The sequence below is a fragment of the Aeromonas bestiarum genome (genome assembly GCF_000819745.1).
Lineage (GTDB): Bacteria > Pseudomonadota > Gammaproteobacteria > Enterobacterales > Aeromonadaceae > Aeromonas > Aeromonas bestiarum.
In genome coordinates this window covers 94,014-114,258 of the sequence record NZ_CDDA01000032.1, presented here as the reverse complement: position 1 = coordinate 114,258, position 20,245 = coordinate 94,014, and the positions used below count along the sequence as shown (strand labels likewise).

General features: G+C 60.3%; 19 protein-coding genes. 10 read left to right on the top strand and 9 right to left on the bottom strand.

The window, feature by feature from the left end:
* Positions 1–42 precede the first annotated feature (42 nt).
* Together BN1118_RS16635 and BN1118_RS21320 are read left to right on the top strand one after the other, a co-directional pair.
* A complete protein-coding gene (locus BN1118_RS16635) occupies positions 43–693 on the top strand; it encodes a tellurite resistance TerB family protein (protein ID WP_043557149.1) in 651 nt (216 codons plus the stop codon).
* A gap of 243 nt (positions 694–936) precedes the next feature.
* Positions 937–2,007, top strand: coding sequence for a hypothetical protein (locus BN1118_RS21320; protein ID WP_084214179.1), 1,071 nt, complete (start codon positions 937–939; stop codon positions 2,005–2,007).
* 19 nt (positions 2,008–2,026) lie between these two features.
* Here BN1118_RS21320 and BN1118_RS16625 read toward each other — a convergent pair whose 3' ends face one another.
* The gene (locus BN1118_RS16625) at positions 2,027–3,478 is read right to left on the bottom strand and encodes an aminotransferase-like domain-containing protein (protein WP_043557145.1); all 1,452 of its coding nucleotides are present in this window, start codon (positions 3,476–3,478) and stop codon (positions 2,027–2,029) included.
* A 120-nt stretch (positions 3,479–3,598) separates the two neighbouring features.
* On the opposite strand from BN1118_RS16625, the gene BN1118_RS16620 reads away from it, so the two are divergent.
* Genes BN1118_RS16620 through cydX form a run of 3 tightly spaced genes read left to right on the top strand, consistent with a single transcriptional unit; the run spans position 3,599 to position 6,439 of the window.
* The gene (locus BN1118_RS16620; protein ID WP_043557144.1) at positions 3,599–5,170 is read left to right on the top strand and encodes a cytochrome ubiquinol oxidase subunit I; all 1,572 of its coding nucleotides are present in this window, start codon (positions 3,599–3,601) and stop codon (positions 5,168–5,170) included.
* Positions 5,170–6,297, top strand: coding sequence for a cytochrome d ubiquinol oxidase subunit II (cydB, locus tag BN1118_RS16615; RefSeq protein ID WP_043557143.1), 1,128 nt, complete (start codon positions 5,170–5,172; stop codon positions 6,295–6,297). The genes BN1118_RS16620 and cydB overlap by 1 nt, the downstream gene beginning before the upstream one ends.
* 28 nt (positions 6,298–6,325) lie before the next feature.
* Positions 6,326–6,439, top strand: coding sequence for a cytochrome bd-I oxidase subunit CydX (cydX, locus tag BN1118_RS16610; RefSeq protein WP_005310033.1), 114 nt, complete (start codon positions 6,326–6,328; stop codon positions 6,437–6,439).
* Positions 6,440–6,497: 58 nt separating this feature from the next.
* Here the strand turns inward: cydX and BN1118_RS16605 are convergent, their stop codons facing one another.
* From BN1118_RS16605 to BN1118_RS16580, 6 genes are all read right to left on the bottom strand, one after another.
* Positions 6,498–7,670 carry an MFS transporter gene (locus BN1118_RS16605; RefSeq protein ID WP_043557142.1) on the bottom strand — a complete coding sequence of 391 codons (1,173 nt, stop codon included), beginning with the start codon at positions 7,668–7,670 and terminating at the stop codon, positions 6,498–6,500.
* A gap of 272 nt (positions 7,671–7,942) precedes the next feature.
* On the bottom strand, positions 7,943–8,746 hold the full coding sequence (dkgB, locus tag BN1118_RS16600; RefSeq protein WP_043557141.1) for a 2,5-didehydrogluconate reductase DkgB: 804 nt from the start codon (positions 8,744–8,746) through the stop codon (positions 7,943–7,945).
* A gap of 115 nt (positions 8,747–8,861) precedes the next feature.
* Positions 8,862–9,158 carry a putative quinol monooxygenase gene (locus BN1118_RS16595; protein WP_043557140.1) on the bottom strand — a complete coding sequence of 99 codons (297 nt, stop codon included), beginning with the start codon at positions 9,156–9,158 and terminating at the stop codon, positions 8,862–8,864.
* A gap of 175 nt (positions 9,159–9,333) precedes the next feature.
* Positions 9,334–9,696 carry a VOC family protein gene (locus BN1118_RS16590; protein ID WP_043557139.1) on the bottom strand — a complete coding sequence of 121 codons (363 nt, stop codon included), beginning with the start codon at positions 9,694–9,696 and terminating at the stop codon, positions 9,334–9,336.
* A gap of 118 nt (positions 9,697–9,814) precedes the next feature.
* Positions 9,815–10,051 carry a hypothetical protein gene (locus BN1118_RS16585; protein WP_043557138.1) on the bottom strand — a complete coding sequence of 79 codons (237 nt, stop codon included), beginning with the start codon at positions 10,049–10,051 and terminating at the stop codon, positions 9,815–9,817.
* Positions 10,048–10,434: a DUF6404 family protein gene (locus tag BN1118_RS16580; RefSeq protein WP_043557137.1), complete on the bottom strand. Its 387-nt coding sequence runs from the start codon at positions 10,432–10,434 to the stop codon at positions 10,048–10,050. The genes BN1118_RS16585 and BN1118_RS16580 overlap by 4 nt, the downstream gene beginning before the upstream one ends.
* A 194-nt stretch (positions 10,435–10,628) precedes the next feature.
* Between BN1118_RS16580 and BN1118_RS16575 the strand changes: the two genes are divergently transcribed.
* Positions 10,629–11,531 carry a LysR substrate-binding domain-containing protein gene (locus BN1118_RS16575; protein ID WP_043135247.1) on the top strand — a complete coding sequence of 301 codons (903 nt, stop codon included), beginning with the start codon at positions 10,629–10,631 and terminating at the stop codon, positions 11,529–11,531.
* 309 nt (positions 11,532–11,840) lie between these two features.
* Here BN1118_RS16575 and glpK read toward each other — a convergent pair whose 3' ends face one another.
* Together glpK and BN1118_RS16565 are read right to left on the bottom strand one after the other, a co-directional pair.
* Positions 11,841–13,343, bottom strand: a complete 1,503-nt coding sequence (glpK, locus tag BN1118_RS16570) for a glycerol kinase GlpK (protein WP_043557136.1) — start codon at positions 13,341–13,343, stop codon at positions 11,841–11,843.
* A 54-nt stretch (positions 13,344–13,397) separates the two neighbouring features.
* The gene (locus tag BN1118_RS16565; RefSeq protein WP_043557135.1) at positions 13,398–14,246 is read right to left on the bottom strand and encodes an MIP/aquaporin family protein; all 849 of its coding nucleotides are present in this window, start codon (positions 14,244–14,246) and stop codon (positions 13,398–13,400) included.
* Between the two features lie 488 nt (positions 14,247–14,734).
* On the opposite strand from BN1118_RS16565, the gene glpT reads away from it, so the two are divergent.
* The 4 genes from glpT to glpQ all read left to right on the top strand — a co-directional run bounded on the left by glpT (position 14,735) and on the right by glpQ (position 19,946).
* A complete protein-coding gene (gene glpT / locus BN1118_RS16560) occupies positions 14,735–16,093 on the top strand; it encodes a glycerol-3-phosphate transporter (RefSeq protein WP_043135250.1) in 1,359 nt (452 codons plus the stop codon).
* A 101-nt stretch (positions 16,094–16,194) separates the two neighbouring features.
* On the top strand, positions 16,195–16,953 hold the full coding sequence (locus BN1118_RS16555) for a DeoR/GlpR family transcriptional regulator (protein ID WP_005310067.1): 759 nt from the start codon (positions 16,195–16,197) through the stop codon (positions 16,951–16,953).
* Between the two features lie 320 nt (positions 16,954–17,273).
* A complete protein-coding gene (gene glpD, locus BN1118_RS16550; protein WP_043135253.1) occupies positions 17,274–18,761 on the top strand; it encodes a glycerol-3-phosphate dehydrogenase in 1,488 nt (495 codons plus the stop codon).
* A 102-nt stretch (positions 18,762–18,863) separates the two neighbouring features.
* The gene (gene glpQ, locus BN1118_RS16545) at positions 18,864–19,946 is read left to right on the top strand and encodes a glycerophosphodiester phosphodiesterase (protein WP_043557133.1); all 1,083 of its coding nucleotides are present in this window, start codon (positions 18,864–18,866) and stop codon (positions 19,944–19,946) included.
* Positions 19,947–20,245: the final 299 nt, after the last annotated feature.

Below are 20,245 nucleotides of genomic sequence, written 5' to 3'. Positions count from 1 at the left end.
GGGCGCGGCCCAGCATGGAAAATCATGCAAAGCGGAGGTCTTATGAAACAGATGCTGGAGCAATTAATGGGCGCTGGCAAGGGCTGGCTCAACGAAGGCGGCGACAGCCGCAAGTCGCAGATGAAGGGCATGGCGCAGGGCGGCCTGGCTGCCGGTGCCATGGCCTTGCTGCTTGGCAACAAGAAGGTGCGCAAGTATGGCGGCAAGGTAGCGGCGGTAGGCGGCGCGGCGGCCCTCGGCGGCCTCGCCTACAAGCTCTATCAGGATTGGCAGGCCCAGCAGAGCGGGGTCGCGCAACCTGCCCAGCCCCTCGATACCCTGCAGGGTCAGGCGCTGGATGCGCGTGCCACCCTGCTGGTGCGCGCCATGGTGGCGGCGGCCCGGGCCGACGGCCATATCGACGCCGCCGAGCGCCAGAAGATCCAGGACTACCTGACCGAGCAGGGCCAAAGCGATGCGGCGCGCTGGATTGACGCCGAGCTGGCCCGTCCCCTGGATCCGCAGGCGCTGGCCCGGGATGTGACCGACATGGAGCAGGCCACCGAGGTCTACCTCGCCTCCCTGCTCGCCATCGACGTGGACCATTTCATGGAACGCGGCTATCTGGATGAGCTGGCGCGGGCCTTGAAACTCGATGACAACCTCAAGGGAAGTATCGAGCGGCAGGTGGCCCAGCTGGCGCAGCCGGCCTGAGCCCGCATCACGTACAAGGATTATCGATGAGGCCCCGTGATGGGGTCTTGTTGTCTTTGGTGAGTGTAAAAGAAGCCAAGTGAGGTGCTTTGGATTGAGGGTTGCATCTCCCAAGATGGCGTAGAGCCATCATCATCTTTGCAAGGATCACCAGTTGGAAATGCGACACACGTTTTATTAACTAAATTCCACATTATGTTAATGTCAACTACCACATCAACGTTTGCACAAGGAGTGTGCACAATGTCAACTTCTCCAGTTGAGCTGGCCAAATATTACAGTGTTGATGATTTAACCAGTGCAACAACGGGTGGAGGTCGGCTTAACAACCTGCTTTTATCTGTTAGCAAAGGCCGGCAACTGTCTATTTTGAGTCAACAATATCTTGAGTCTAAAGGACTTAATGCCTTGCTTGGTTTTCTTACTGGGGCGTTATCCAAAGGGGATTTTTATAGACTCGCCTTATTAGAGCGAGAGCAGCGTATTGCTACGGCTAAAAAGCAGCAGCTTGAATTTGAGGCTATGAGAATAGCCGAGCAGAAAGCTGTAGCCTTGAAATATGAAATGCTTCAGGCTCAATATGAAGCTGAACAAATAAAACGTGAGAGCGATCCAAAATTTATAGATCGGAGAAAAAACCAAGAGCTTCGCCGGAAGTTTGGAATTGAAATATTTGTGGAAAAGCATTATTTCAAGCAGTTGATGCATATCTTGCGTGCGCTGGATGCTAAGTCACGACTTTCTGAAATTGATTTTATCTGGCTAAAAACTAAGGGGTGGGAGTATCAAACAGATAAAATATGGCATGTTTACCATCGAATAGAAGCCGATTTTTATATTTCAGAGTACCAGAAATCCAGTGATCCATGGCAAGCAGTCAATGCCAGCGCACATCTTCGAAAATGTGCTGCAGCGGCCTCGGCTATTGAGTTGCTCTTGGCTATTCCGGCTAAACGCCAAGAGCATGCGAAGCTCAAGTCAGCTATTAGGACAACTCATGGGGGGGCGCTGCGTGACTTGGGAAAACTTGCTGATGCTCTGCAAATGGGAGCAGAGGCTCATGCATTGCAACCTCATAACTTCAGACCATGCACACTGTTAGGTGCTCTCAATATTGAGCTGGGAAATATTGAAGAAGGACATAATTGGTATCTCATGGCTGAAGCCCGTGGTGCTAAGCGAGACAGTATCGAACATGACCTGCGCTCTCTGCTTCTGCGAATGAGTGAAGAAAGGCGTAAAGCAACGATTGTCGAGCTATTAAAAATAGCTCCGCGAGAATATGACGGGTTACGCCAACTATTAAAGAGGTGATTTACAGCCGAGTTCAAATTCATGATCCACGTACGGAGTTATTTCCGTCATATAGCGTGTTTTGAGAAAGCTGGGTATTGATAAGCTCCGCCAGTCGGACGAGGGCGGCTTCCAGTTGCGGGCTCCAGGGATGAGAGCTGTTGATGCGCAGGCAGTGGTTGTGCTGGCCCTGGCTCGAGAACAGCGCCCCCGGCGCCAACGAGAAGCCGCAGGCCAGTGCCTGGGCGTGCAGGGCCCGGCCATCGAGGCGAGGGGCGAACTCCAGCCAGAGGAAGTAGCCGCCATCCGGGGCGCTGATGCGCACCTCATCCGGGAAGAGGCGCAGCAGGGCGGCGCGCATCTGCTGCTGACGCTGGGCCAGGGTGTGGCGCAGGCGGCGAAAGTGGGCGTCCACCCCGCCCTGGCGCAGCATGTCGGCGAGTGCCAGCTGGCTCGGCACATTGGTCGACAGGGTCGACATCAGCTGCAGCCGCTGGATGCGCTCGGCGTGGGGCCCCGCCACCACCCAGCCGACCCGAAAACCCGGCGCCAGGCACTTGGTCCAGGAGCTGCACAGCAAGCTGTCCCCCCGCGCATCCCAATGCTTGATGGGGCGAGGCCGCTCCCGGCCGAAGTAGAGCTCGGCGTAGACGTCGTCCTCCACCAGCGGCACCCGGTGCTCGTTGAGCAGGGCCATCAGCGCCTGCTTGTGCCCGTCCGGCATCGTATGGCCGAGCGGGTGCTGGACGTTGCCCATCAGCCAGCACGCCTTGATGGGGCGCAGGATCAGCGCCTCCACCAGCAGGGCGAGATCGATGCCGACCCCGGGGATCACCGGGATCTCCACCACGTTGAGCTTCAAACGTTCTATGGCCTGCAGGGCGCCGTAGAAGGTGGGGGATTCCACCACCACCCAGTCCCCCGGTTCGGTCAGGGCCTGCAGCCCGAGGGAGAGCGCCTCCATGGCGCCTGTGGTGATGATGATCTGCTGGGGATCGACCGCCAGCCCGTCACCGGCATAGCGCTGGGCGATGGCACGGCGCAGCGCCTCGTTGCCGGGGGGAAGGTCTGCGACAGTTCTGAAGGGATCGAGCCGGCGCATGCAGCTGGCCAGGGCCCGGCCGAGCTGGGGGTGGGGGAAGAGGGCGGGATCCGCCACCGCCATGCCAAGGGGCACCAGCTCCCGGGACTTGCTCGCCTGCAGCACCTCGAACACCAGATCGTTGATGTCCACCGAGCCGCTGTAGTGGGCCTGTTGCGGCGCGCTGGTCCGCAGCGGGGAGGCGGCGGCCTTGACGTAGTAGCCGGACTGGGGCCGCGCCAGTATGAGGCCACGGCTTTCCAGCAGCTGATAGGCCTGCAGCACCGTCATGGGGCTGAGGGCGTGGGTCTTGCAGCTCTGGCGGATGGAGGGAATGCGCTCCCCCGGTTGCCAGACGCCGCGCTCTATCTGTTGCTGCAGCAGGGCTGCCAGCTGGCCGTAGCGGGACATGGCGGGTTCAAACTGTTCTAGGTGTATTTCAATATAACTGCATCTGTTATAGGTGTCATGACTCATGTTGTACTTGGCAGGCGAAAACCTGTCTGTTAAATGCAACATAGAGAGTCCTGCATGATTAGCCTGGATGATGTGGTAAGCCTGTCCCGATTGCAGTTCGGGGCCACGGCCATGTTTCACTTCCTGTTTGTGCCCCTCACCCTGGGGCTGTCCTGGATCCTGGTGATCGCCGAATCCGCCTACGTGATGACCGGCAAGGTGATCTACAAGGACATCACCCGTTTCTGGGGCAAGCTGTTCGGTATCAACTTCGTGATGGGGGTGACCACGGGGATCACCCTGGAGTTTCAATTCGGCACCAACTGGGCCTACTACTCCCACTATGTCGGCGACATCTTCGGCGCCCCCCTGGCGGTGGAAGGGCTGATGGCCTTCTTCCTCGAGTCCACCCTGGTGGGCCTGTTCTTCTTCGGCTGGGACAGGCTCTCCCGCGGTCAGCACCTGATGGTGACCATGCTGGTGGCGCTCGGCTCCAACCTCTCCGCCCTCTGGATCCTGATCGCCAACGGCTGGATGCAGAACCCGGTCGGCGCCGAGTTCAATCCCATGACGATGCGCATGGAGCTGACCGACGTCACCGCCGTGCTGTTCAACCCGGTAGCCCAGGTCAAGTTCGTGCACACTGTGGCGGCGGGTTACGTGGCTGCCTCCCTGTTCGTGATGGGGGTGAGCAGCTGGTATCTGCTGCGCCGCATGGAGGTGCGCTTCGCCCTGCGATCCTTCGCCATCGCCTCCGGTTTCGGTCTGGCCGCCATCCTCTCGGTCATCGTGCTCGGCGACGAGTCCGGTTATCGCACCGGTGAGGTGCAGAAGGTCAAGCTCGCCGCCATCGAGGCGGAGTGGGAGACAGAGCCAGCCCCGGCGGCCTTCACCCTGTTCGGCTGGCCCGATCAGCACGCCGAGACCACCCATGCGGCCGTCAAGATCCCCTATCTGATGGGCATCATAGCCACCCGCTCCCTGGATGAGGCGGTGACCGGCATCAAGGATCTCAAGGCCGATCACGAGGTGCGCATCCGCAGCGGCATGCTGGCCTATGGTGCCCTGGCGGCGCTGCGCCAGGACGGTGGCAACGGCGCCGCCCGCGCCACCTTCGAGCAACACCGCCAGGATCTCGGTTACGGCCTGCTGCTGACCCCCCATGCCAAAGACATAGCTCGGGCCGACGAGGCGGCCATCGCCCTGGCGGTGGAGGATTCAGTGCCCCAGGTGGCGCCGCTGTTCTGGAGCTTCCGGCTGATGGTGGGCATAGGGGTTGTGTTGCTCGTGCTCTTTGCCGCCTCCTTCCTGCAACTGTGCCGGGGCCGGCTGGTGCAATCGCCGCGCCTGCTGAGGGTGCTGTTCTGGAGCATTCCGCTGCCCTGGGTCGCCATCGAGGCGGGCTGGTTCGTGGCCGAGTTTGGCCGCCAGCCCTGGACCATCAGCGAGGTGCTGCCGGTCTCGGCCTCGGTCTCCTTGCTGCAGCCGGGCCAGATCTGGTTCAGCCTCATCTCCATCAGCCTCATCTACACCAGCCTGCTGGTGGTGGAGCTGTTCTTGTTGCGTCATGTGATCCGCAAAGGGCCCGCCAGCCTGCAGACGGGTCGTTATCAAGGTGAAGTCTTGGCAAGCGGGAGTGCGCTCTGATGGATTACGAAACCCTGAAATTGATCTGGTGGGGTCTGGTGCTGTTCATGCTCATCGGCTTCGTGGTGATGGACGGCTTCGATCTGGGGGTGGGCCTGTTGCTGCCCATCGTCGGCAAGACAGATGAGGAGCGGCGGGTGCTGCTCAACAGCGTGGGCCCGGTGTGGGAGGGTAACCAGGTGTGGCTCATCGCCGGCGCCGGCGCCCTGTTCGCCGCCTGGCCGCTGGTCTATGCCGCCGCCTTCTCGGCGCTCTATGTGCCCTTCATGTTCCTGCTGTTCGGCCTCTTCCTGCGTCCGGTGGGCTTTGACTATCGCAGCAAGCTGGAATCGGCCCAGTGGCGGCGCTGGTGGGACAGGGCCCTGGTGACGGGGGCCCTGCTGCCGACCCTGGTGTTCGGCGCGACCCTCGGCTTTTTGCTGCAAGGCCTGCCGTTTCGCTTCGACTCGGCCCTTCGCATTCACTACGGTGCCTTCGAATTCAACTGGCCGCTGCTGTTGACCTGCATGGGCACGGCGCTGGCTCTGCTGATGCTGCACGGCGCCAGCTTCCTGCAGTGCAAGACCCAAGGGGTGATCGCCGAGCGCTGCGCCCGCCAGAGCTTCTGGCTCGGCCCCCTGGCGAGCGGCCTGTTTGCCCTGGGCGGCGTCTGGCTCAGCCAGATGGAAGGCTACCGCTTGCAGGAGATCGGCGATCTCAACGGCGCCCTCACTCCGCTGATGAAGCAGGTGGCGCTGGCACCGGACGGCTGGTTCAGCAACTTCGCGGCACAGCCCTGGCTCTGGTGTGTGCCGGCCCTGGGCCTGCTGCTGCCCATGGTGAGCAGCCTCGCCAGTGCCCGCGGCCTGCCGCGCCTGGCGATCATGGCCAGCGGCGGCGCCTGCGCCACCATGATGCTGACCATCGCCATCGCCCTGTTCCCCTTCGTGCTGCCCTCGTCCCTGGATCCGTCGAGCAGCCTGACCCTGTGGGACGGCACCTCCAGCGAGGGCACCCTGCTCATCATGCTGGGGATAGTGGGGGTGCTGATGCCCATCAACATCGGCTACACCCTCTGGGTCTACCGGGTGGTGCGCGGCAAGGTCAGCACGGATCAGGTGCGCCAGCACGGCCACAGCCTCTACTAACCGTCTTCTACTCAAGGGAGTTTCGACTATGTGGTATTTCACCTGGATTCTGGGGCTGGGCTTTGCCCTGCTGTGCGGCCTGGTCAACCTGCTCTGGCTGGAGGCCCGCTGGGCCGCGGACGAGGATCTCAAGGAGTCTTGAGCCCTGCCGGAAATGAAAAAGGCCGACACTCAGTGTCGGCCTTTTCGTTTGGGGGAGGTTAGACCGCCAGCGCCAATTTGGCCTCGCGCTTCTCGCTGACGTGGGTGAGACCATAGGCCAGCAGCACGATCAGCGCGCCTATCCAGGGGGTGTGCATCAACCCCAGGTGTTCCACCACAAAGCCACCAACGACAGAACCCAAGGCGATGCCGACGTTGAAGGCGGCGATGTTGAGGCCGGAGGCCACGTCCACGGCGTTGGGGGTATGGATCTCGGCCTGCTTGACCACCAGTACCTGCAGCCCAGGCACGTTGCCAAAGGCGAAGGCACCCCACACCAGCACGGTCAGCACCGCCAGCACCGGATGGGGCGCGGTGAAGGTGAGCATCAGCAGGATGACAGCCAATCCGGCAAACATCAGCTTCAGGGCGGGCAAGGGGCCCATCTTGTCCGCCAGCTTGCCGCCCCAGATGTTGCCAAACGCCACCGATACCCCGTACACCAGTAGGATCAGGCTGACCGCGTTGGCGCCGAAGCCGCTTACCTGTTGCAAGATGGGGGCGAGGAAGGTAAACGCCGTGAAGGCGCCGCCGTACCCGAGCGCTGTCTTGGCGTAGACCAGCAGCAGCGGCTTCTTGGTCAGCACCAGCAGTTGTTCACGGATGCTGGAGGCCGCCCCCTTGGGCAGGTTGCTCGGGATCAGCAGCAGGCTGCCCACCATGGCGATGAGGCCCAAGAGGCTGACCACCAGGAAGGTCTCGCGCCAGCCAAATACCTGACCAATCCAGGTGCCGAGTGGCACGCCGGTTACCAGCGCCACTGTCAGACCGCTGAACATGATGGCGATGGCGCTCGCCGCCTTCTCTTTGGCCACCAGCCCGGTGGCTATGGTGCTCCCCACCGAGAAGAAGACCCCGTGGGCCAGACCGGTCAGGATACGGGCAACGATCAGGCTCTCGTAGCCGGGGGCCTGCCAGGCCAGCAGGTTGCCGGCGGTGAACAGCGCCATCAGCCCCACCAGCAGCCACTTGCGTGGCACCTTGCCGGTGAGCGCCGTCAGCAGCGGCGCGCCTATGGCGACCCCCATTGCATAGAGGCTGACCAGCAGGCCCGCGGAGGGCAGGGAGACATTGAGTTGTTCTGCGATGGTGGGAATAAGCCCCACGATCACGAATTCGGTGGTGCCGATCGCAAAGGCACTCAGGGTGAGGGCAAATAACGCCAGTGGCATACAAACTCCTTGGATAGGACTCCCGACGGGAGAATGGCGCCAGTATGCCGATGAGCTTTGTTGGCAAAAATGACGATGACATCAAATTACTTTTGCTTAATCAGCAGCAATCATCGCGATGGAGCGGGTCTTGTCGGGCGGGACATTGCGTGGGTGGCGCACAAAACCAAAAAAAGCGGGAGGCACAGTGCCTCCCGCTTGGGGTCGAAGAGATGTCCCGAACTGTTGTTCTCCCTTCTCCCTGGCGGGAGAAGGGCCGGGGATGAGGGGGATCAGTCCCAGGCCGGTGCGAAGTCCGGATTGGCGCAGCGCTCGCCCCGCTCCAGGGTGGCGATCCGGGCCATCTCCTCGGGGCTGAGCTGGACCTTGAGGGCGGCCAGGTTGGCGGCCTGGTTCTCCCGCTTGGTGGAGCTCGGGATCACCGTCATGCCCTGGGCCAGCAGCCAGGCCAGCGACACCTGGGCCGCCGAGACACCGTGGTGTTTGCCAGTCTCGATCAGGAGTGGCTCGGTGAGCACCTTGCCATAGGCGAGCGGCATATAGGCGGTGATGGCGATGCCCTGCGCGCGGCAGAACGCCACCACCTTGCGGTTTTGCAGCAGGGGGTGGATCTCCACCTGCTGGTGGGCGATGGCGCCCGGCCCCAGGATCTCGACGGCTTCTTTAAGCTGGGCGACCGTGAAGTTGGAGACCCCGATCTCCCGGGTCAGGCCTTGCGCCCTGGCCTCGGCCAGCTGCTCCAGGTAGACCGCCATCGGCACCTCATCCTTGGGGGAGGGCCAGTGAATCAGCGCCAGATCCAGATAATCGGTGCGCAGTTTCGCCAAGCTGGTCTTGAGGCTGGGGATCAGCTTGCCCGGACCGAACTCGCTGGTCCACACCTTGGTGGTCAGGTAGATCTCGTTGCGAGGGACAGCAGTGCTGGCCAGCACCTCGCCCACTTCGCTTTCGTTGTCGTAAATCTGGGCGGTATCGATATGGCGATAGCCGAGCGCCAGGCCGGTATTCAGGGTTGCAAGCAGGGGCTCACCTTTCAGGCGAAAGGTGCCCAGACCCATGGCGGGCATTTTCATCATCTATTTCCTCAAATGGGGTGGTTGGCCCTTGCCCAGAGCAAGGGGGTTGGCTCGGTGCAAAGGCCGTGGTGGCGTTGCAAGTTGGCAGCGCCATCGTCAACGAGTTTCGGGATACTCAGGCCGGCAGTCGGCGGTAATTGCGAATAAGGCTGCTGGCAAACCAGGGCTCGGCCCTGGCGATAAAGTCGAGGAAGTGAGCTTGCTGCTGATGGGCTTTGAGCGCGGCTTCGCTCTCCCACTCCTCGTGCAGCATCCAGCCATGGGGGTTGTCCAGGCTCTGGTGCAACTGGTAACGCAGGCAGCCGGTCTCTTGCAGGGTGGCCGCTATCAGCGGCTCAAGGGCGGCCCGAAACTGGGCGGAAAATTCGGGTTTGGCTTCAAGTTGGGCAATCACAATCACGGGTGATGACATCTGAACCTCCTTGCGAAAACGAAGGGCAGTATGCCCACCACGACTTGTCCGAAACAGGGCCGCTGTCGCAAAACACTATTGAGATAAGAGCAGCAATGAATGGGCCGGGGCGAGGTGACGATGAGGAAGTTAGTGAGGTAAAAGGAGCAGGGAGCACCGTGACGCCCCCTTGTTATCAGGCATTGGCCGGCTCGGACCAGACCGCAAATTCATTGCCGCTGGGCTCGACGAAGTGGAAGCGACGGCCACCGGGGAAATCAAACAGGGGGCGATTGATGGTGCCGCCATGCTGGCTCACCTTGGCCTGGGTCGCTTCGATATCGGCGCTGTAGAACACCAAGAGTGCGCCGCCTTGGACCGTGTTGCTGGACAGCTCCGCCTTATAGAAACCGCCGTCCAGCCCCTCATCGGCAAAGGCGCAGTAGTCGGGGCCATAATCGACAAACTGCCAGCCGAAGGCGGCCTGAAAGAAGGCCTTGGTGGCGGCGAGATCCCGCGCCGCAAACTCCACATAGTTCAGTTTTTCATGGGCTTTCATGCTGTTTTGCTCCCTGCGTGTCCATCTTGTGTCAAGAAGAGGTTGATTAAAGAGTGCCTGGTTAACAATACCCCATCAAATCATTTCCCTGAAATTGTGGCGCTGGCAAAACGGAAGGCTATTTGAACTCTTCGCCGTGGTTGTCCAGTCGCTCCAGTCCGCACTGCTGGCACACCACATAGCGGTCGAGCAGCTCAAGTGCGGCTATGCCATGACCGCCGACACCGGAGAAAAATCCGTTGAGAAACGCCATGAACAGGCCGCGGCGGGTCTTGGGATAAGGGGAGGGCTTCTGTTTTATCCGCTCGCTGTGCTCTGTATCCATTCCGCAGCGCGGGCAACACTGTTTGGTCATGCCTGATCCTTGGTGCTGCTGGTACCGACATGTTCTGCCAGCTGCCCCCACGGGGTCAATGCAAGCTGCTTGCGCCTAAGCCAGAGCCAACTTGCCATCAAAATACCGAATAATCCGGCAAACAGGGCTGTTTGGCGCAGTGCAAATAGCGGATCCATCCCCATGGGTTGCCAGCTGAAAAACCACATCAACAGACCCCAGAACAGCCCTATGCTGATGCCAAACCCGAGAACGTTGGCGAGCCAGCCCTGATAGTGAGGCGGTTTGACCGGACAACCCAGCCTGCGCAGCAGTCTGAGCAAGGGGGGATTGTAGTTGGCGTGCCACACGCCTTTGCTTTCAAGCTCCTGGTGGGCTGCCGCCAGCCGCGCTTCGAATGTCATGGTTTCCTTCCTAGTTATATCATGGCGCCATACGATGCCGTTTTGGCTGCATTGTACCGGCAATGGGCGAGTCTGGTTTGAGCTGGCCATCACGTTATTTATCTGTGCAAACAAAGATGTGGCACCAGAGCTCACTTGCCAATCCACAGCGACTGCACCTATAAAGGTCCATTACTCTTGTCTGGATAACAGCAATGAAGACCCATTCTGATGAACTGACCCTGTTTGTGGCGGTGGTGGAGGCGGGCAGTTTCCGCCAGGCGGCGGAGAACCTGGGGATGGACAACTCCGTAGTGAGCCGCGGTATCAAGCGGCTGGAGGAGAAGCTTGCGACCGTGCTGCTCAACCGCACCACCCGCCGGGTCAGCCTGACCGAGGAGGGGAGCTGGTTCTATCAGCGGGCGGTGAAGATTTTGACCGAGATGAGCGAGGCGGAGGGGCACCTGCTCAGCCGCAAGGAGCAGCCGGAGGGGATTTTGCGGGTCGATGCGGCCACCCCCTTCATCCTGCACCGGCTGGTGCCCATCATAGGCGAGTTTCGCCGCCGCTATCCTGGCATCGAGCTGCAGCTGCACAGCTCGGAGGGTTTCATCAACCTGATGGAGCGGCGGGTGGACATGGCCATCCGTATCGGCGAGCTGACCGACTCTTCCCTGCGCGCCCTGCCGCTTGGCCACTCACGGCTGCGGTTGCTGGCATCCCCTGCTTACCTGAGCGAGCGCGGTACCCCGCGCCAGCCGGCGGATCTGCTGGCTGGCCACGAGCTGCTGGGCTTTTTGCACCCCGATCACCTCAACCATTGGCCGCTGCTCAGTGCCGAGCAGGGTGATCGCTTCCCCATTACCCCGACCCTGCGCGCCAGCAGCGGCGAGACCTTGCGTCAGCTGGCGCTGGCGGGGCAGGGGATCGTCTGCCTGTCTGACTTCATGACAGGGCCGGATCGGGCCAGCGGCGCTCTGGTGGAGGTGCTGGCCCGCAGCAACAGCGGCGCCTCGCGCCCCATCAATGCGGTGTTCTACTCCGATGCCCAGCGCGACATCCGGCTGCGGGTCTGGCTCGACTTTATCAAGGAGCAGCTCGGTAGCCATACCCTGTGATGGCGGCGTTTAAGGGCCTACACTCTCCCGGCCAAAGGGGAGGGGATGTTGGCGACCGGCCATGACAACCAGGTTGCATAGGCTGGCGTCTTCCCTTGGCGACAGAAGGGGCGAGGTAGCCTCAGGCAGCTCCGACAAGCGGGAGGGAAGAAAGACCCGGCCTCCATTCATGGCAAGAGAAAGGGAGCCGACCGGCTGTCCGCCAGAGGTGGTGAATGACCACTGTGGATGCTAGGCTGAATAAAGAAGAGGCCGACATCGCTGTCGGCCTCTTTGTATTTTCATCTCGGAAAGATGTCGGTTGCCCGATTAATCCTCTTCGGCCCAGCGGCGTGAGCGTTCAACCGCTTTCTGCCAGCCGTGGTAGAGCTTGTTGCGCTCTTCGTGGCTCATCTGCGGGATGAATTCACGATCCACGCTGAACTTGTCTTCCAGCTCGTCCGAGCTCTTCCAGAAGCCGACCGCCAGACCGGCCAGGAAGGCGGCGCCCATGGCGGTGGTCTCGATGCGGGTCGGACGCACAACCGGGGTGTGCATCATGTCGGACTGGAACTGCATCAGGAAGTCGTTGGCTACCGCGCCGCCGTCCACCTTGAGGGCGGCCAGCTTGATGCCGGAGTCCTGCTGCATGGCATCCAGCACATCGCGGCTCTGGTAGGCGATGGATTCCAGCGCGGCACGAATGATGTGGTTGCGGTTGGCGCCACGGGTCAGGCCGACCATGGTGCCGCGAGCATACGGATCCCAGTAGGGCGCGCCCAGACCGACGAAGGCCGGTACCAGATAGACGCCGTTGGTGTCACCCACCTTGGAGGCGAAGTAGTCGGTATCGCGGGCATCGTGGATGAGCTTCAGCTCGTCACGCAGCCACTGCACTGTGGCGCCGCCCATAAAGACAGCCCCTTCCAGCGCGTAGTTCACTTCTCCTTTCGGGCCGATGGCGACCGTGGTCAGCAGGCCGTTGCTGGAGCGAACCGGCTCTGTGCCCGTGTTCATCAGCAAGAAGCAGCCGGTGCCATAGGTGTTCTTGGCCATCCCTTTTTCGAAGCAGAGCTGGCCGAACAGGGCAGACTGCTGGTCACCGGCAATGCCGGCGATGGGGATGCGGGAACCGCCGCCACGGGTGGTGTAGCCGTAGACTTCGGAAGAGGGTTTGACCTCTGGCAGCATGGACATGGGGATGCCCAGCTCGTCCAGCATCTTCTCGTCCCACTTCAGGTCGCGGATGTTGTAGAGCATGGTACGGGAGGCGTTGGTCGGATCGGTGACGTGCACCTCGCCGTTGGTCATCTTCCACACCAGCCAGGTGTCTATGGTGCCGAACAGCAGCTCGCCGTTCATCGCCTTCTCGCGGGCCCCTTCGACGTTGTCGAGGATCCACTTCACCTTGGTGCCGGAGAAGTAGGCGTCCAGCACCAGGCCGGTGTTCTCGCGCACATACTCTTCCAGGCCACGGGCCTTGAGCTCTTCACAGATGGCCGCGGTACGGCGGCACTGCCAGACAATGGCGTTGTAGATGGGTTTGCCGGTGGCCTTTTCCCACACCACTGTGGTTTCACGCTGGTTGGTGATGCCGATGGCGGCGATCTCTTCGCTGCGCAGGCCTGTCTTGGCCAGCACTTCGGTGAACACGGAGGACTGGGTCGCCCAGATCTCCATGGGGTCGTGCTCTACCCAGCCCGCTTTCGGGTAGTGCTGGGTGAATTCGCGCTGGGAGGTGCCGACTATGTTGGCATCCTGGTCAAACACGATGGCGCGGGAAGAGGTAGTACCCTGGTCCAGAGCGACGACATATTTTTTTTCAGCAGACATGATGTTCTCCACGTTTTTATTTTCCACGTTTTTACACGTTGGGGAGGGCCGCTCTTATGCGGCGGCCTCTTCTTTGGCGGTTTGGGCAGCTTGCTCGGTGGCGGCAACACGGTTGCCAGGCACACAGGGAGCCAACACTTTCACATACAGGGCGGTACCAAGCTGGGCACCGACGATGGGGCCGAGGATGGGTACCCAGAAGTAGGGGTTGTCACGACCACCTGTCATGGCCACGTCACCCCAGCCTGCCAGGAAGGCAAACAGTTTGGGGCCGAAATCACGGGCCGGGTTCATGGCAAAACCGGTTAACGGGCCGAGGGAGGCGCCGATCACGGCGATCAGGATACCGATCAGCAGGGCGGCGGCGAAGCCTTTGGGGGCGCCGTTGTTGTTGTCACCCAGTGCCATGATGCCCAGCATCAGGACGGCGGTGATCACCAGCTCGACCGCGAAGGCTTGCATGTTGGAGAGCAGGGCGTTCGGGTAGGTAGAGAAGATGCCGGCGGTGCCGAGGCTCTCGACGCTGCCGCGCACCACGTTGTGGGTCACTTCCCACTGGGTGAACAGGCCGCCGTAGAGGAAGTAGACAAGGGCGGCGAAGCAGAAGGCGCCTGCGACCTGAGCGATGATGTAGGGCACCACTTTACGCTTGTCGAACCCGCAGAAGGTCATCAGCGCCAGGGTTACGGCCGGGTTCAGGTGGGCACCTGAAATACCGCCGGTCACATAGATGGCGATGGCGACACCCAGACCCCAGGTAATGGAGATTTCCCATTGTCCGAAGTTGGCACCGGCCAGCACCAGGGCGGCCACACAACCGACGCCGAAAAATATCAGCAGGCCGGTTCCGATAAACTCGGCGATGCACTCGCCAAGCAGGGTATTGGGTCTTTGTATGCTCATACCGTTATTCCTTATATCCACCCAGAGTAGGTTTGATGTTCCGTTTTGTTGTTTTTTCAGTCCCATTGTTGCGTCCGAAAACGTTTTTTCTTGTTTTTTGAGCTGGCGCAAACGTTATGCTCGTTTGCGCTCGTTCTCGGACGAGAGAGAAAATAAACCTAAATCGAACATTCACCACGCCCTCCCCGCAGGAAATGTGGACAAGATCCCACTCATTGCTAAGAAAATGTGACGGAAAGCAAGTTGCAACAGTGGCTATACCACTTAGTGGGTAGCTGAAAGCCTTGCTATACAAGGGATTGCGGCTGATGAGTGACTACTCACTTGGCACTTTCTTTTGTAATAAAACTGCAATATTTGAGCCTCCATCACAGATTAAATGTTCACATATGAGCACAATAGGCTCGCTTTCGAATCAGGACTCCTCTGGTTGGTCAGCATGGACAGGGCACCCTCAACCGCCCACAACAACAATAAGGAAGCAGAACATGCTTAGTCTCTTCAGGCCTGCACCACATATAGACAGGCTCCCGGCCGACAAGGTCGATCCCTTCTACAAACGCATGCGTTGGCAGGTGTTTTTCGGGATCTTCTTCGGTTATGCCGGTTACTACCTGGTACGAAAAAACTTCAGTCTGGCGATGCCTTATCTGATCGAACAGGGATTCTCCCGCGGCGATCTGGGCCTGGCCCTGTCCGGGGTCTCCATCGCTTATGGTCTGTCCAAGTTCCTGATGGGGAACGTGTCTGACCGCTCCAATGCGCGCTACTTCCTCTCCGCCGGCCTGCTGCTGTCGGCGGGCATCATGTTCATGATGGGGACAGTGCACTGGGCCACCTCCAGCATCGGCATCATGTTTGTGCTGCTGTTCCTGAACGGCTGGGCACAGGGCATGGGCTGGCCGCCCTGCGGTCGCACCATGGTGCACTGGTGGTCACAGAAGGAGCGTGGCGAAGTGGTCGCGGTCTGGAACGTGGCACACAACGTCGGCGGCGGCATGATAGGTCCGCTGTTCATCCTGGGGATGGGCTGGTTCAACGACTGGCGCAGTGCCTTCTATGTGCCGGCGGCGGCGGCGGCGGCCATCGCGGTGATCGCCTTCTTCGTGATGCGCGACACCCCGCAATCCGTGGGTCTGCCTCCCATCGAAGAGCACAAGAACGACTATCCGAAGGACTATAACGAAAGCCACGAGCAGGAGTTTTCCGCCAAGGAGATCTTCGTCAAGTACGTGCTGCACAACAAGCTGCTGTGGTACATCGCCATTGCCAACGCCTTCGTTTACCTCATTCGTTACGGCGTGCTGGACTGGGCTCCGACCTACCTGAAAGAGGCCAAGGACTTCAGCGTCGACAACTCCTCCTGGGCTTACTTCCTGTACGAGTGGGCCGGTATTCCGGGCACCCTGCTGTGCGGCTGGATCTCGGACAAGATGTTCCAGGGTCGCCGTGCCCCGGCCGGTATCCTGTTCATGGTGCTGGTGACAGTGGCCGTGCTGGTTTACTGGTTCAACCCGGCTGGCAACCCGACCATCGACATGATGGCGCTGGTGGCCATCGGCTTCCTGATCTACGGTCCCGTCATGCTGATCGGTCTGTATGCGCTGGAGCTGGCACCCAAGAAGGCGGCCGGTACTGCGGCAGGCTTCACCGGGCTGTTCGGTTATCTGGGTGGCGCCGTGGCGGCCAACGCCATGCTGGGCTACACGGTTGACCACTTCGGCTGGGATGGTGGCTTCATGGTGCTGACCGCGTCTTGCGTGCTCTCCATCATCTTGCTGGCCATGACCCTCAAGCATGAGAACATTGCCGTCGCGGCCAAGAAAGCGGCTGCCGATAAGGCATAAAACGTGATCCTGCCCTTATCGATCCGAAAAGGGATCAGGTAAACTGCCAAAGGCCCCGCATCTGCCGGGGCCTTTTTTCGTCTCATCATCGGAGTTCAAGCGTGAAGCAAACCCAACGACATCTGGAGATCCTGGACGTCCTGACGCGGCAGGGCTTTGTCTCGACCGAGGATCTGGTGACCCATTTTGACGTCAGCCCCCAGACCATTCGCCGCGATCTGAATGATCTCGCCGAACAGAACAAGATCCGGCGCCATCATGGCGGTGCCTCCCTGCATTCGAGTACCGTCAATACCGCCTACAGCGCCCGTAAAGTGATGCAGCTCAAGGAGAAAGAGCGCATCGCCCGCGAAGTGGCCGCCAACATTCCCGACGGTTCATCGCTCTTCATCGACATAGGCACCACCACAGAAGCCATCGCCCGCGCCCTGCTCGATCACCGCGAGCTGCGCGTGGTCACCAACAACCTCAACGTGGCCAGCATTCTCACCGCCAAGGATGACTTCACCGTCATCATAGCCGGTGGCGAGATCCGCAACCGGGATGGCGGCATAGTGGGGGAGGCGACCCGCGACTTCATCGGCCAGTTCCGCATGGACTACGGTGTCATCGGCATCTCGGGTATCGACAACGATGGCTCTCTGCTCGATTTTGACTACCATGAGGTGAAGATTGCCCAGGCCATCATAGCCCACTCCCGTCAGGTGTTTCTGGCCGCCGACCACACCAAGTTTGGCCGCAATGCCATGGTCAATCTGGGCAACCTCAACCAGATCCACGCCCTGTTCACCGATCAGGAGCCGCCCGAGAAGCTGATGCGGCTGATGTCCCAGCACCAGATCGAGTGCCACATCTGCTGAGCCGCCGTTAACCCCTCTCTGGCATCAGGCCGCCGCACTGGCGGCCGCTTCTTTTTCGCTTTCTCCCCTCTGCCTGCACACCTGCCGCGCCCCACTGCTTAGATGTTCCCCGACATGAGCGCGTTCTCGCGCACGTTTTCGGGCCTGGCAGCCCGGTGCTGACGCCCTGATCACCGACTGGCAGCATTTTTAGCATTGCCAAAACAATCGCGATCACATTTTCTCCATAAAATGTTCGTTTATCATTTTTTCATGCTCTAATATGAGCGAAATCAAACATTGCTGTCATGGCAACACAAAATAAGAAAGAGTAGGTGAACATGAGCGAACATTATGATCTGGTCGTCGTTGGCGGCGGCATCAATGGGGTGGGCATTGCGGCTGATGCAGCGGGTCGGGGTCTGAAGGTTGCCCTGTTCGAGGCACAGGATCTTGCCTCTGCCACCTCTTCCAATTCCAGCAAGCTGATCCACGGTGGCTTGCGTTACCTCGAACATTACGAATTCCGGCTGGTGAAAGAGGCGCTGGCGGAGCGGGAAGTGCTGCTCGGCATGGCCCCCCACATCGCCCGTCCCATGCGCTTTCGGCTGCCCCATCGCCCGCACCTGCGCCCGGCCTGGATGATCCGCGCCGGTCTGTTCCTGTATGACAACCTGGCCAAGCGGGACAAGCTCAAGGGCAGTTGCGGCGTGCGCTTCCTGCCGCAAGACGGTCTCAAGAGCGGCATCAACAAGGGCTTCGAATACTCGGATGCCTGGGTCGATGACGCCCGGCTGGTGGTGCTCAATGCCATGATGGCCCGCGACAAGGGCGCCGACGTGCAGACCCGTACCCGCTGCGTCAAGGCGGTGCGCGGTTCCAAACACTGGACTCTGACCCTGGAGCGGGAAGGGGGCGAGCAGTTCACCGTCACCTGCCGCGGTCTGGTCAATGCGGCCGGCCCCTGGGTCAAGACCTTCTATGACGAGAGCCTGCACGAGAAATCTCCCCGTGGCATCCGCCTCATCAAGGGCAGCCACATCATAGTGCCGCGCATCCATGAGCGCGAAGAGGCCTATATCCTGCAAAACGAGGACAACCGCATCGTCTTCGTCATCCCCTATCAGCAGGACTACTCCCTCATCGGCACCACGGACGTGGAGCATCACGGCAGCCCGCGCGAGGCGAAGATCAGCGACGCCGAGATCAGCTACCTGTGCAAGGTGGTCAACGCCCACTTCACCCGCCAGATAGCACCCAAAGAGGTCATCTGGACCTATGCTGGCGTGCGCCCGCTGTGCGATGACGAATCCGATTCCCCCCAGGCGGTGACCCGCGACTACACCCTGGAGCTCTCCGGCGAATCCGACGGCGCGCCGCTCCTGTCCGTGTTTGGCGGCAAGCTCACCACCTATCGCAAGCTGGCCCAGGCCGCCTGCAACAAGCTCAAGCCCTGGTTCAGCCAGATGGGTGAGGATTGGACCGCGAGCAGCCGTCTGCCCGGTGGCGAGTTCGACTGCTCCACCACAGAGCTGGCCCGTGCCTACATGCTCGAGTTCGACTGGCTGGATGAGCGCAACGCCCGTCGTATCGCCGAGGCCTATGGCAGTCATGCCCGCCTCTGGTTGCACGAAGAGCGCGGCCAGCACTTTGGCGCCGGCTTGTACGAGTCGGAAGTGCGTTATCTGATGAGCCGCGAGTGGGCCCATTCGATGGAAGATATATTGTGGCGCCGCAGCAAGCTGGGGCTGCGCCTGTCCCAGCCTGAGCAGCAGCAACTGCACGCCTGGCTGGAGCAACACCAGCACGCCCTGCCCAAGGCCAGCTGATGAAGAGGCGGGCGGCCCCTTGGTCGCCCGTCGTTAAAATGCAATAAACCTCTGTTATAACAATAACCTACACCCAATAAACAATAACAAAGAGCACCGCGCATGAAAAAACTCTCTCTCTCCCTGATCGCCCTTGGCCTGGGGGCCGCCCTCGCATTGCCCGTTCTGGCTGCCGATGAAGGTAAAATCGTGATCGCCCACCGTGGCGCCTCAGGCTATCTGCCCGAGCACACCCTGGAATCCAAGGCGCTGGCCTATGGCATGGGGGCCGACTATCTGGAGCAGGATCTGGTGATGACCAGGGATGACCAGCTGGTGGTGATGCACGATCACTTCCTCGATGGCATCACGGACGTGGCCGAGCGCTTCCCCGGTCGGGCCCGTCCGGACGGTCGCTACTATGTGGTGGACTTTACCCTGGCCGAGGTGCGCTCCCTGCGCATGACTGAGCCGTTCCAGCTGGTGGATGGCAAGCAGGTGCCCGTTTATCCGGCCCGCTTCCCGTTGTGGAAGTCCAGCTTCAAGATCCACACCTTCCAAGAAGAGATAGAGATGATCCAGGGGCTCAACAAGAGCACCGGCAAGAACATAGGTATCTACCCGGAGATCAAGGCCCCCTGGCTGTTCCGCCACGAGGGCAAGGACATCTCCAAGGCGGTGCTCAAGGTGCTGAAGGAGTACGGCTACACCAGCAAGAACGACAAGGTCTATCTGCAGTGCTTCGATGCCGACGAGCTCAAGCGCATCAACAGCGAGCTGATGCCCGCCATGGGGATGGACTTGAAACTGGTGCAGCTGATGGCCGAGACCGACTGGAACGAGACCATGGTCTATGACGCCAAGGGCAAGGCAACCCCCTACAGCTATGACTGGATGTTCAAGCCGGGCGCCATGAAGACCATAGCCGGCTACGCGGAAGGGATAGGCCCCTGGAAGCCGATGATAGTCACTGAGCCGGGTACCCCGGGCAAACCTGTATTTACCAATATGGTGAAAGAGGCCCATGCCGCCGGTCTCAAGGTGCATCCTTATACCTTCCGTCAGGATGAGGGCCAGATCCCTGCCTATGCCAAGGACTTCAGCGATCTGCTCAACATCTTCCTCTATCAGGCCGATGTGGACGGGGTATTCAGCGACTTCCCGGACAAGGCGGTCGAAGCCATCAAGGCACACGGCAAATCATAAAAGAAGAGCAACACGGGAACGCAAGCGGGGCCAGGTGCCCCGCTTTTTTTTTTATAAAATGGAGGCAAGCGCTGGGGTGGAATTGTGGTCGAGCAGTGCTGATGGCAGCATTAGGGTGTAATTATATGTTTACGATTTTGTCTGGTCAGGGACTTTTTACCCGCTACTTTCTGGCTGTTCAGGTCGCCTTTCTGGTCGTTTATCCATCTGTTAGACAGTTAATCCGCTAGTTTCACTTGATTGTTTGTTTTTCCTTGGTAAGGTGAGGGCGGTTGCGTAACAAAGTGCTGACTTGTGTA